Source organism: Dysosmobacter sp., assembly GCF_052306735.1.
Taxonomy (GTDB): Bacteria; Bacillota; Clostridia; order Oscillospirales; family Oscillospiraceae; genus Oscillibacter.
On record NZ_DAWBAJ010000020.1, the window covers coordinates 25,619 to 37,879 of the forward strand.

A 12,261-nucleotide genomic window follows, 5' to 3' on the forward strand; every position below is an offset into this window, starting at 1 on the left:
CCGTCAGTGAGACGGCGCGGTTTTCTGCTTTTTCAGCTCCAGAACTCCGGGAAGAGGAGTTCGCTGCCCACCTTGACGGTCAGCAGGATCAGCACGATGATGACGGTGGGCCGGACGATGCGGCTGCCGTTCTTGATGGCAAGGCCCGCTCCCAGGTAGTGGCCCAATACCGAGGCAATGGCGGCAATGAGGCCCACCGCGATATACACGGTGCCCGCCGTCAGGGCGGTGCAGAGGCTGCCGATGTTGGAGGCCAGATTGATGACCTTCACGCCTCCGGCAGCGTGGCGGGTGTCCATCTTCCCCAGGCGGATGAAGATCAGCATCAAAAAGGTGCCGGTACCGGGGCCGTAATAGCCGTCGTAGGCGCCGATCACCAACGAGGCCGCCCACACCACCGCCGCCCGGCGGCGGAAGTCCATGGGCGTGGGCTCATCGGGCCAGTTATGGTTGCGCAGCGTCACCACCGCCACCACCGGCAGCACCACCAGCAGCAGATACTTCAGCACCACATCCGGTGTGTGCAGCTGCAGCCAGGTGCCTCCCACGGAGCCCAGCAGGGAAAAGACCGCCGCCGGGGCGAAGAGCCGCCAGTCCACATACCCCTGCCGGATAAAGCGGCCGGTGGAGAACACCGTGCCGATGGCGGAAGAGAGCTTGTTGGTGCCCAGGGCGAAGTGGGTGGGCAGGCCCGTAAAGGCGATGAGGTAGGTGGGCACGGAGATGATGCCGCCGCCTCCGGCGATGGCATCCATAAAGGAGGCCAGAAACACGCCCACGCAGATCAGCAGCACCACCCAAAGGGGAAACCCGTTCACAGTGATATCCGTGAACAGGGAGAATATACCATTCATATAGGACCTCCCGGAATCGGCCGGAGCCTCTCCGGCAAAAATTGACAGCCCCCATTGTACTCTATCCCGCCGGGGAAATCAACCGCCCGGGAAAACAGGGCACGGACGCGCCGCGCGTCCGTGCCCTGTTGGGTTCTCTTTCCGGTTATGCGTTGGAGGCGGCGGCTCCCCGCTCCTCCTCCTGAACCCGGCGGAAGGCCTGGTCGAAGGTGCCCTCCAGCGTCAGGTGCAGATAGTGCAGCAGCGTCTCCTCCGGCACGTCCATGCCCCGCTGGAGCCACTGCATCACCAGGCCGCTGAGGGCCTCCATGTAAAAGTCCGTCAAAAAGTCCAGGTATCCCTCCGGCACCTGCCGCTCCCCCTTGATCTCCAGCAGGTAGGCGCGCATGAGATACGCCGCCTCCTCATGGAACATCCGCCGCAGGGACTCCTGCCCCAGGGAGTTGATGGCGCTGCGGCACACGGCGGCATTGTCCCGTACGTACCGCAGGAAAAGCCGGATGCCGTCCTCCCAGGTCAGACAGCTGTCGCTCTGGTGGATCAGGGACAGCGCCTCCTGCCGGAACGTCCAGGAGAGCAGGTCGTAGATATCCTGGAAGTGATAATAAAAGGTATAGCGGTTGATGCCGCAGTCGTCGGCGATCTCCTGAATGGTGATCTTGTGGAGGGGCTTGCGGGCCATCAGCTTTTTCAGTGAGGCGGCCATCTGCTCCTTGCGCCGCCGGGAGAGTTCTTCCTGTTTCATATCCTCGCCTCCGTCGTTGATTCCATGATACCACGCCCGGTTGGGAAAAACATTAGACAGATGACGGGTGTTTGTCAAAGAGGGCGCCGTACCACAATATTCGACATCTGTGTAAAACCCAACATATGATAGGATCTGTGGGTGGGATTCTGTGCAGGGGGAGCATATCATGTGGCCGTAAGAACGAAACCACAGGAGGCGGCATCATGGAACGCAGCGTCTATGAAATCCGGCTCCAGACCCCCATGGGCGCCAAGCGGGGCCTGGCAGCCATCGCCCGGGAGGCCGGGCGCATCACAGCGGAGCTGGAGCTGTTCGGCCGGCGGCACCGGTTCACCGGCAGCGGCGAGTGCCTGGAGGGCATGCTGCACACTGCCCTGGGCAGCGTGCCCTGCGTCCTCCAGGGCCGCTTTTCCCCGGAGGGGGTGGATGCGGTGCTCCGGACAGAGGAGCGCAGCTTCCCCCTGACGGGCATACCCGCCTGGGACGGCCGGGATCTCAAGTGAGCAAGGAGTACATCGCCATGGAGCAAAACAAGCAAAAACCCAGCTTTTTCGTGCGCCTGGCCACGGTGATCGTGGATAAGCGGAACCTGTTTTTCCTCATCTACGTGGTGGGCATCATTTTCAGCCTCTTTTCCAGCGGCTGGGTGCAGGTGAACAACGACATCACCGACTACCTGCCGGAGGAGACGGAAACCCGTCAGGGCCTCGGGCTCATGGAGGAGCAGTTCACCACCCTGGGCACCGCCCGGGTGATGGTCTCCAACATCACCTACGACCAGGCGGAGGGCCTTGCGGAGCGGCTGCGGAACATCCAGGGGGTCACCACCGTGGATTTCGGCGACAGCGCCGACCCGGAGAGCCGGGAGAAGCACTTCCGCGCCTCCTCCGCCCTCTTTGACGTGACCTTTTCCGGCGAGGCAACAGACCCTGTGAGCCTTGCCGCCATGGACGCCGTCCGGGAGGCCCTGACGGGCTACGACGTGTCCATCGCCTCGGAGGTGGGGCAGGACGAGTCCGCCACCCTGGCCGCGGAGATGCGCACCATTCTGGTGATCGCCGCCGTCATCATCGTGACGGTGCTGCTGCTGACCTCCCGCACCTACGGGGAGATCCCGGTGCTGCTGCTGACCTTCGTGGCGGCGGCCATCCTCAACAAGGGCACCAACTTCCTGTGCGGGGAGATCTCTTTCGTCTCCGACTCCATCGCCGTGGTGCTGCAGCTGGCCCTGGCCATCGACTACGCCATCATCCTCTGCCACCGTTTCAGCGAGGAGCGGGCGCGCTCCGGGGCCCGGGAGGCCTGCATCCTGGCACTGAGCAAGTCCATTCCGGAGATCTCCTCCAGCTGCCTGACCACCCTGGCGGGCCTCATCGCCATGATGTTCATGCAGTTTCGCATCGGCCTGGACCTGGGCATCGTACTGGTGAAGGCCATCCTCTTCAGCATCCTCTCGGTGTTCACCCTGATGCCGGGGCTGCTGATGGTCTTCAGCCGCCTCATCGAAAAGACCGCCCACCGCAGCTTTATCCCCAAAATCACCCCCCTGGGGCGGCTGGTTACCCGGCTGAAATTCGTGGTGCCGCCGGTGTTCGCTCTGGTGCTGGTGGGGGCCTTTTTCCTCTCCAACCAGTGCCCCTACGCCTACGGCTACACGCTGCTGGAGACCAAGACCCAGAGTGAGGCCTCCGCAGCAGAAAAACGGGTCAACGATACCTTCGGCACCCAGAACGTGCTGGCAGTGGTGGTCCCCGCCGGGGATTACGACCGGGAGGGCCGCCTGCTGGACGCCCTGTCGGCCCTGCCCCAGGTGGACTACGCCCTGGGCCTTGCCAATGTGGAGGTGAAGGACGGCTACGTACTGACGGACCAGCTGACCCCCCGGCAGTTCGCGGAGCTGACGGACCTGGATATCGAGGCGGGGCGGCTGCTTTATACCGCCTACGCCGCCGACCACCAGGAGTACGGCCGTCTCCTCAACAACATCGACAACTACGGCGTGCCCCTCATCGACATGTTCCTCTTCCTCTATGACCGGGTGCAGGAGGGGTATGTGACCCTGGACGACGATCTCATGGGGGAGCTGGAGGATCTCCACCAGCAGATCACCGACGCCCAGGCCCAGCTCCAGGGGCCGGACTACACCCGGCTGCTGGTGAATCTGGATCTGCCGGAGGAGGGGGAGGAGACCTTCGCTTTCCTGGACGACCTCCACACCCTGGTGGGCCGGTACTACGCCCCCGGCAGCTTCTACCTGGTGGGCAACTCCACCAGCGACTACGACCTGGCCTCCTCCTTCAGCCACGACAACATCCTCATCAGCGTCCTCTCGGCGCTGTTCGTGGTGATCGTACTGCTCTTTACCTTCCAGTCGGTGGGCATGCCCATTCTGCTGATCCTGGTGATCCAGGGGAGCGTATGGATCAACTTCGCCTTCCCTACCCTGGAAAAGAGCCCCATCTTCTTCCTCAGCTACCTGATCGTCAGCTCCATCCAGATGGGCGCCAACATCGACTACGCCATCGTCATATCCTCCCGGTACCAGGAGCTCAAGGCCACCATGGCTCCCCGGGAGGCCATGATCGAAACGCTGAACCTGGCGTTCCCCACGGTGTTCACCTCCGGTACCATCCTGGCCTCTGCCGGAACCCTCATCGGCCAGCTGACCTCCGACCCGGCCATCTACGGCGTGGGCCTGTGCATCGGGCGGGGCACCATTATCTCCATGTTCCTGGTGATGTGCGTGCTGCCGGAGATCTTGCTGCTGGGAGACGTCATCATCGAAAAGACCGCATTCAACATCAAGTACCCGGCGCTGATCCAGACCACCAGCGCCGCCGGACGGGTCCATCTGGACGGCCGGGTCCGGGGCACCATCTCCGGGCGCATCGACGCGGAGGTCCACGGCGTGGTGGAGGGGGATGTCACCGCCGTGGTGTCCGTCCGGCAGTCCAATCCCATCCGGCAAGAGCAGGAGGCAGAACATGAAGAAGAATCCTAAACACTCCATCCCCGCCCGGCTGACGGCGGCGGTGCTGGCCGCAGTGCTGGCCCTGGCCGCGGCGGCCCCCGCCCTGGCTGCGGAGCCGGACGTCATCCATATCCGCACTGCCGGGGACCTGACCCGGCTGGCACAGCAGTGCGCCCTGGACACCTGGTCCCAGGGCAAGACCGTGGTGCTGGAGGCAGACCTGACCCTGGACGCAAACTTTGCCCCGATCCCCACCTTCGGCGGCATCTTTGATGGAGGCGGCCACACCCTCTCCGGCCTGCGGGCGGCGGAGGGGCTCTCCTCCCAGGGTCTCTTCCGCTACATCCAGGAGGGCGGCGTGGTGAAAAACCTCACCGTCCAGGGGGATGTCACCGCCCGGAACGGGGAGACCTGCCTGGGGGGCATCGCCGGCACCAACGCCGGCGCCATTGTGGACTGCACCTTTTCCGGCGCCGTCTCCGCCCGGGAGCATGCAGGCGGCATCGCCGGCTTCAACGATACCACCGGCTCCATCTACCTCTGCACCGCAGAGGGTTCCCTGACCGGAGAGCGCTTCACCGGCGGCATCACCGGCGAAAACGCCGGCACCGTCACCAGCTGCGTCAACCGCGCATCGGTGAACACCGCCGCCTACGACCCCCAGGTGAGCCTGGAGGACTCCTTGAACGTCCCCGGAGGGCTGGAGTCCCTGGATCTGCGGGACACAGTGGCGGATGAGGCCACGGAGCTGCTGGACACCACCACCGATACCGGCGGCATCGCAGGCTGCTCCACCGGCATCCTGCGGGGGTGCCGCAACGAGGGGGACGTCGGCTACCCCCACGTGGGCTACAACGTGGGGGGCATCGCCGGGCGCTCCTCGGGATACCTCACCGGCTGCACCAACACAGGCACCGTCCTGGGCCGCAAGGACGTAGGCGGGGTGGTGGGGCAGATGGCCCCCAACATCCTGCTGATCTTCTCCCAGGACACCATCGGCCAGCTGGACACCGCCCTGGACAGCCTGGACACCGCCATCCTGCGGACGTTGGACGACGCCCAGGCAAGCAGCCGGGAGATCTCCGGCCAGCTGGAGGGCCTCTCCGGCTACACGGACACCGCCGCAGACGCCGCGTCGGATCTGCTGGATCTCACCGCAAACTGGGGAGACGACAGCCTCCAGCAGGTCAACGACCTGGCGGAGGCCACCGCCGATGCCCTGGACTCCCTGGCGGATCTCACCGCCGGATGGGAGGATATGCTCGATGACATCTCCAGGGCCCTGAAGCTGCTGCGCTCCGGGGCGGACAGTCTCTCCGGCCCCCAGGCGGCCGCCCTGCGGGAGGCCCTGACGCAGCTGGAACAGGCCCAGTCCCAGGGGAAAACCGCCCTCTCCCAGCTGCGGGGGGCTCTGAAGACGCTGGGCAGCGCCCTGGTGGCCCGGGATCCCGCCGCGCTGTCGGCAGCCCTGGAGCAGTTGGATGATGCCCGGGCAGACCTGACAGCATCTTTGAACCTGGCCAAAACCGCCCTGGAAAATCTGGCCCAGGCCACGGACCGTGACGACACCCGGCAATCCCTGGAGGATCTGGCCGCTGGACTGGGCAGCGCCGCCGGAGCGGCGGGAGAGGGGCTGAACGCTCTGCGGGGTGCCCTTACCTCCCTGACTCTGGATCCGGATACGGTGCACGCCGCTTTCCAACAGGCGGCCCAGGCCGCCGGGACGCTGGGCAGCGCCGCCGACACTCTGGCAAAAGGCGCCGCTGATCTGGCCAAGGCCCTTACCGGCCACGACTTTTCCGACGCCGCCGGAGATCTGAGCAAAGCTCTGGATCTGCTGGGAGACACCGCAAAGGGGCTGTCCGGGGACGCCGGGACGCTGCGCCGGATCCTCTCGGACCTGGCGGAGGGCGGAAGCATCTCCTTTGAGACCCCGGGGGCTCAATACCAGGCCCTGGGGGACACCCTTCACGGGGCCGTCTCCGGCATGGGAGAACAGCTGGATCTGCTGCGCCAGAACGCCTCCGGCGCCGCCGACACCCTGACGGAGGATCTGCGGGATCTGGAATCCCGCTTCCGCACGGTGACGGATCTGCTGCTCTCCGCCCTCACCGACAGCCGCACGCCGGATGTGACGGGGCTGTGGGAGGACGTATCCGAGGAGGAGATCCAGTCCACCACCCTGGGCAAGGCCCAGGCGTGCCGCAACCACGGCACCGTGGAGGGAGACCTCTGCGTGGGAGGTATCGCCGGCTCCATGGCGGTGGAATACGACCTGGACCCGGAGGACGACGTCACCCGGGTGGGGACGGAATCCCTCCAGTTCCGCTATGAGACCCGGGCGGTGCTGCAAAACTGTGTCAACGACGGTGCCGTCACCGCCAAAAAGGACGATGTGGGCGGCGTGGTGGGCCGCATGGACCTGGGATACGTGCTGGGGTGCGAGAACTACGGGGCCGTGGAGAGCACCGACGGGGAATATGTGGGGGGCATTGCCGGCTCCTCCGCCTCCGTCATCCGGGACTGCTGGGCCAAGTGTACCCTCACCGGAAAGAGCAGCACCGGCGGCATCGCCGGCTCCGCCTATCGGCTCTACGACTGCACCGCCCTGGTATCCGCCCAGGCGGAGGGCGGCTGCGTAGGCGCCGTGGCTGGTGAGCAGGCGGAGGGCGGCGTCCTCTCCGGCAACCGCTATGTGCCCCATGGGAACCTGGCCGCCGTGGACGGCGTCAGCTATGCCGGGGCGGCGGAACCGGTGGACTATCCCACCCTGGCCCGGGAAAACCTGCCGGAGGGATTCCGTACGTTCACCGTCTCCTATGTGGCGGAGGGGGAGACCGTCCAGCGCCGCACCTATTCCTACGGCGCGGATCTGACCGCCGAGCCGGTGCCCCCCGTGCCGGAAAAAGAGGGGTGCTTCGGCGCCTGGGAGGAGCTGGGGGAGGAGACCATCACCTTTGACCACATCCTCCAGGCGGTGTATACCCCCTATGTCACCACCCTGGCCAGCACCGCCCGCCGGGACGAGGCCCGGTCGGTGTTCCTGGCGGAGGGGGATTTCGGCCCCGATGCCAGCCTGACGGCCCGGCAGGAGGAGACCGGCAGCAGCGCCGAGCGCTGGTCCGTTGCCCTGGAGGGCACGGACGCAATGCCCACGCTGATCCGCTTCACGCCGCCGGAGGACTGGGAGAACGTATCCTTGCAGATCGTCACGGAGTCCGGTACCCGGACCGTGGATTGGCAGCAGGAGGGCAGCTGCTGCGTCTTTTCCCCGGAGGCCGCCTCCTTTACCCTGCTGGCCACCCAGCGGGCAGGAGTGCCCTGGGTGCTGCTGGCGGCGCTGGCCGCCGCGGCTCTGGCAGCCGGAGCCGTTGCGCTGGTGCGGCGGAAGCGGAAGGGAAAACCGGTGCCAACCGCGCCGGCAGATTGCGCATAACAGCTGCCGTCATTACAGAAAAGACCGGAAGCGGCGCCGTACCGCTTCCGGTCCTTTGCAGCTGCGGGCCGCAAAAAAGAGATCCTGCCTCCAGGGCAGGATCTCTTTTCATCTGAACTGTGCCGTGAAAGCGGAGGTCATCAGGCCTCCAGGTTGACGCCGGTCTCCCGGGCAAAGACATGGGCCACTTTGCCGTCGAAGGTAAAGGAAACGGGGCTTCCGATGGAGAAGTCGGCGCCGTTCTTCAGGTCCATGGTCTGGACAATGATGATCATGTCCCGGCCGCAGGCGCTGATGTGCAGATGCACGGCGCTGCCCATCATCTCGCTGACGTCCACGGTGCCCTTCACCATCTTGTCGGGGTCCCCCTCCAGGGTGATGTGCTCCGGCCGGACGCCCAGGGTGATAGCCTGGGGCTCCACGCCCTTCTTGGAAAGGCGCTCCTGCTTATCCTCGGAGAGCACCACGTGGGCGTTCTCCAGATCCACGGCGTATTTGCCGTCGGCGTCCTTCACCAGCTGGGCGTCGTAGAAGTTCATCTGGGGCATGCCGATAAAGCCCGCCACAAAGAGATTGGCCGGGTGGTCGAAGAGCTCCTGGGGGGTGCCGATCTGCTGGATGACGCCGTCCTTCATGATGACGATGCGGTCGCCCAGGGTCATGGCCTCCGTCTGGTCGTGGGTGACGTAGACGAAGGTGGTATCGATGCGGGCGCGGAGCTTGATGAGCTCGGCGCGCATCTGGTTGCGCAGCTTGGCGTCCAGGTTGGACAGGGGCTCGTCCATCAGCAGCACCTTCGGCTCCCGGACAATGGCACGGCCGATAGCCACACGCTGGCGCTGGCCGCCGGAGAGGGCCTTGGGCTTGCGGTCCAGGTACTCGGTGATGCCCAGGATCTCCGCCGCCTGATCCACCCGGGTCTTGATCTGATCCTTGGGGTACTTCCGCAGCTTCAGGGGGAACTCCATGTTCTCCCGCACGGTCATGTGGGGATACAGGGCGTAGTTCTGGAACACCATGGCGATGTCACGATCCTTGGAGGCCACGTCGTTCATGAGCTTGCCGTCGATGTACAGCTCGCCGCCGCTGATCTCCTCCAGTCCGGCGATCATCCGCAGCGTGGTGGACTTGCCGCAGCCGGAGGGGCCCACCAGCACGATAAACTCCTTGTCCTTGATCTCCAGGTTGAAGTCCTGCACCGCCAGAACGCCCTCGTCGGTGATCTGGAGATTGGTCTTCTTCTCCTGCTCGCCCTTCTTCTTTTTCTTGGGCTCACTGTGGGGATAGACTTTCTTGATGTTTTTCAGGATCACTTCTGCCATAGCATTGAGGCTCCGGGCCCAGTGCATCCGCATGCTGGTCCCTCACGGCCGGCCGCTCTGGGCCGCGCCGCCTTACGGCAGGTCTCCACACTGCCGCACCGCGAGCCGGGCGGGTATTTTTCCTCCTTTTTTTGATCCGGAGCGGGCAGAAAGTGGAGTGCCCGGGCCGGATGGGAATTGGGGAAGGGCGCCCTGGGGCGCCTGCGCTCAATAGAATTCCTTGATGTAGTTCAGCACATCCTGGCGGCTGCCCTGGAAGGGGCCGGGGGTCTCCATTTTCAAGGAGACCAGAGCCGTGCAGTACAGCAGGGCCTCTTTGATATCGGCCCGCTGGCGCTCGGTGATGTAGCCGGCAAAGGTGGTGTCCCCCCGGCCGGTGCGGCCGGAGAGGTTCCGGGCCTTGATGGGGCAGGTGTAGATCTCCTTGCCGTCATAGGCCAGCACCTCGGTGTTGTGGGTGATGAGGACCTCCTTGGCCCCCCAGCTGTGCAGGAGCTTGGCGGCCTCCGCCCGGTCCGTGAGACCCGTCAGGATCTCCGCCTCGGCGGCGTCGGTCTTGAGATAGTCGATGACGGGCAGATATTGCTTCTTCTCCGCCCAGTCGTGGAAGGCCATGGTCTTGTCCGCCTCCACGTGGCGCAGCAGGCACTGGACGTCCACTGCCACCTTACCGTGCTTGGCGGCCTCGGCAAAGAGAGTGCCGTCAAAGTCCCCGTACACCAGACCCGCAAAGTGATAGATGCCCGTCTCGATGTCCGGCAGTTCGTCGAACCGGAAGGGGTCGCACACACCCATGGAGGTGCACGCCCGCTTTTCCTTGTCGGCGGTGAAATACTGGTTGCGGATGGAACAGGTGGCCTTGGAGGGCTTCCAATACACGTCCGCGCCGGAGCCGGCAAACCGCTCCTCCACGTTGGCGTCGGCGGGGTTGAGCTTGGTAAAGACGGCGGTACGGTTGCCGGATTTGGCCGCCGCGAAACCGGAGGCCACCACGGCGCCGCCTACTTCCTTGCGCTCGTTGCCCTGATAGTCGATATTGTGATCCAGAGAGACCGGTCCGATGACCAGCACGTCATAGCGTTCCGCCATGGAGATTCCTCCTTGTGTTTGATGGATCCGCCTCAGCCCTCCATAGCGGGAGGCTCATAGCAGGCGGTGAAGGCGCCCTCCGGTTCCAGAGTGAAGGTCAGGGCCCCGTGGGGGGGCGCCGGCTCCATTTCCTCGGGGAGGGAGGGGCAGTCGGAAAAGTACAGCGCCGCGCCGCCGGCGGCGATGGTACGCATCAGGTCCGGATGGGCGCTGTTGTAGCGGCGGTCACTGGAGGCACAGCATACCACAGCCTTGGGGCGCACAGCCCGGAGCAGCGCTTCGTCGGCGCCGTCCTTTTGCCCGTGGTGGCCCACCTTGAAGATGTCCGCCCGGAGGTCCGCCGGGTCCACATGGCCGTAGCCAGCCACGTTGGTATCGCCGGGCAGCAGCACCCGGGTACCCCGGTAATCCAGCAGCAGCATCAGGCTGAAGTTGTTCATCCGGGCGTCCAGGGCGTCCAGCTTGCGGAAAAACTCCTCCTCCGGCTGGGGTGCATACAGGGCTTCCATCCGCTCCATCAGCTCCCGCCTGGCCTCAGGCGCAGGGGAGAGCACCCGGAGTGTCAGCCCAGGGCAGAGGGTACGCTCCATCCCGGCGCCCAGATCCTCCACGGAACCGCCGGCGGCGCATACCCGCTCCATCAGGGGCAGCGCGTCATTGAGGGAACGCAGGAAATTATCCCGGGAAACAGTGCCGCCCCGCTCCGGCAGGGGGTGCATCACCCGGCGGCAGAAGTCCAGGGGCAAAGACTGCCAGAGAACCTTTGGCATCAGCGTGTCCGGCAGAGCCGCCAGACCGCACAGGTGGTCTTCGTGGATATGTGTGGACACCATGGCGTCCAAATGGCCCAGGCCGGACCGGCGGACAAATTCCGTCACCGGAAGGCGCCCGGAGGGCTGGTTCTGATATTCTTCCGGCAAGCCGGAGCCACCGTCGATCAGCATGGTGAACACGCCGTCAGGAGCGGAAGCATCGGGGCAGCTCACCAAAATGGCCTCGCCATAGCCCACATTGACAAAGGTGAGGTTCATATTCTCCATACGCTTAACCCATGGCCCGTTTGATGTAGAAACTGGACAGGATCAGGACCAAAACCGTCATGACGATGGCGCCGGCACTGCCGAAACCAAAGTCCAGGGATTTGATGCCGTAATTATAGAGGAACTGGGTGATGGTGGACGTGGTGCCTGCAGGGCCGCCGCCGGTGAGGACGTTGACCTTCTCGAACAGGCGGAAGGTGTCGATGGTCCGCAGCAGGGCGCACAGGGCCAGAGAATTCTTGATGTTGGGGATGGTGATATACCAGAACTGCTGCATAAAGCCTGCGCCGTCGATGCGGGCAGCTTCATACTGGGTAGCGGAGACAGATTGCAGCGCCGCATACAGCAGGAGGAAGACAAAGGGCACATTCTGCCATACGTCAATGAGCAGGATGGTCCCGAAAGCAGTCTTGGTATCCATGAACCAGTTGTACACCGGCAGGTTCAGCGCCTTGAGCACCTGGTTGATAATGCCGTAGTTGGCGGAGAGCATCATGCGCCAGCTGAGGGCCACTGTCACAGCAGGCAGCAGATAGGGCAAAAGCAGCAGCGTGCGCATGGCCTTCTGGCCGCGCTTGAGACTGTTGACAAAGATCGCTACCACGAGTCCGAACCCCATCTCGAAAATCACCGCCAAAATGGTGAACAGGATGGTGTTCCAAACCGCCTGCTGAAAATATCCGTTTTTAAAGAGGGAAACATAATTCTCAAAGAGAACGAAAGTGGCTTTCTCCGCTCCCTTTAGATAGTTGTAGTCGGTAAAGCTGTATACAAATGTGAAAATCAGGGGATAGGCAGTCA

9 protein-coding genes are annotated in these 12,261 nt (G+C 64.2%); 3 read left to right on the forward strand and 6 right to left on the reverse strand.

Annotation, left to right across the window (positions count from 1 at the left end; all coding sequences use genetic code 11):
• Positions 1 to 32: 32 nt before the first annotated feature.
• Entirely contained in the window at positions 33 to 854 is an 822-nt protein-coding gene (locus tag ACT67G_RS06935; RefSeq protein WP_325245436.1) for a sulfite exporter TauE/SafE family protein, read from the reverse strand.
• Positions 855 to 999: 145 nt separating this feature from the next.
• The gene (locus tag ACT67G_RS06940) at positions 1,000 to 1,599 is read right to left on the reverse strand and encodes a TetR/AcrR family transcriptional regulator C-terminal domain-containing protein (protein WP_443663713.1); all 600 of its coding nucleotides are present in this window, start codon (positions 1,597 to 1,599) and stop codon (positions 1,000 to 1,002) included.
• A gap of 206 nt (positions 1,600 to 1,805) precedes the next feature.
• On the opposite strand from ACT67G_RS06940, the gene ACT67G_RS06945 reads away from it, so the two are divergent.
• Genes ACT67G_RS06945 through ACT67G_RS06955 form a run of 3 tightly spaced genes read left to right on the forward strand, consistent with a single transcriptional unit; the run spans position 1,806 to position 8,009 of the window.
• Positions 1,806 to 2,105 carry a hypothetical protein gene (locus ACT67G_RS06945; RefSeq protein ID WP_443663715.1) on the forward strand — a complete coding sequence of 100 codons (300 nt, stop codon included), beginning with the start codon at positions 1,806 to 1,808 and terminating at the stop codon, positions 2,103 to 2,105.
• Between the two features lie 17 nt (positions 2,106 to 2,122).
• Positions 2,123 to 4,603: an MMPL family transporter gene (locus tag ACT67G_RS06950; protein ID WP_443663716.1), complete on the forward strand. Its 2,481-nt coding sequence runs from the start codon at positions 2,123 to 2,125 to the stop codon at positions 4,601 to 4,603.
• Positions 4,587 to 8,009: a hypothetical protein gene (locus tag ACT67G_RS06955; protein ID WP_443663717.1), complete on the forward strand. Its 3,423-nt coding sequence runs from the start codon at positions 4,587 to 4,589 to the stop codon at positions 8,007 to 8,009. Before ACT67G_RS06950 ends, ACT67G_RS06955 begins: the two co-directional genes overlap by 17 nt.
• Positions 8,010 to 8,149: 140 nt before the next feature.
• Here ACT67G_RS06955 and ACT67G_RS06960 read toward each other — a convergent pair whose 3' ends face one another.
• The 4 genes from ACT67G_RS06960 to ACT67G_RS06975 form a co-directional block, all read right to left on the reverse strand.
• Complete coding sequence (locus ACT67G_RS06960; protein WP_443663719.1) at positions 8,150 to 9,331, reverse strand: ABC transporter ATP-binding protein; 1,182 nt, start codon at positions 9,329 to 9,331, stop codon at positions 8,150 to 8,152.
• A 207-nt stretch (positions 9,332 to 9,538) separates the two neighbouring features.
• A complete protein-coding gene (locus ACT67G_RS06965; protein WP_326215035.1) occupies positions 9,539 to 10,420 on the reverse strand; it encodes a PfkB family carbohydrate kinase in 882 nt (293 codons plus the stop codon).
• Positions 10,421 to 10,452: 32 nt separating this feature from the next.
• The gene (locus ACT67G_RS06970) at positions 10,453 to 11,460 is read right to left on the reverse strand and encodes a ComEC/Rec2 family competence protein (protein WP_443663721.1); all 1,008 of its coding nucleotides are present in this window, start codon (positions 11,458 to 11,460) and stop codon (positions 10,453 to 10,455) included.
• A gap of 4 nt (positions 11,461 to 11,464) precedes the next feature.
• On the reverse strand, positions 11,465 to 12,261 hold a 797-nt coding region (locus tag ACT67G_RS06975; RefSeq protein WP_443663722.1), incomplete at its 5' end, for a carbohydrate ABC transporter permease.

Coding starts and splice junctions, on each gene's coding strand:
- ACT67G_RS06950 (WP_443663716.1), top strand. CDS start 2,123: ATGGAGCAAAACAAGCAAAAACCCAGCTTTTTCGTGCGCCTGGCCACG.
- ACT67G_RS06935 (WP_325245436.1), bottom strand. CDS start 854: ATGAATGGTATATTCTCCCTGTTCACGGATATCACTGTGAACGGGTTT.
- ACT67G_RS06965 (WP_326215035.1), bottom strand. CDS start 10,420: ATGGCGGAACGCTATGACGTGCTGGTCATCGGACCGGTCTCTCTGGAT.
- ACT67G_RS06940 (WP_443663713.1), bottom strand. CDS start 1,599: ATGAAACAGGAAGAACTCTCCCGGCGGCGCAAGGAGCAGATGGCCGCC.
- ACT67G_RS06970 (WP_443663721.1), bottom strand. CDS start 11,460: ATGGAGAATATGAACCTCACCTTTGTCAATGTGGGCTATGGCGAGGCC.
- ACT67G_RS06960 (WP_443663719.1), bottom strand. CDS start 9,331: ATGGCAGAAGTGATCCTGAAAAACATCAAGAAAGTCTATCCCCACAGT.
- ACT67G_RS06945 (WP_443663715.1), top strand. CDS start 1,806: ATGGAACGCAGCGTCTATGAAATCCGGCTCCAGACCCCCATGGGCGCC.
- ACT67G_RS06955 (WP_443663717.1), top strand. CDS start 4,587: ATGAAGAAGAATCCTAAACACTCCATCCCCGCCCGGCTGACGGCGGCG.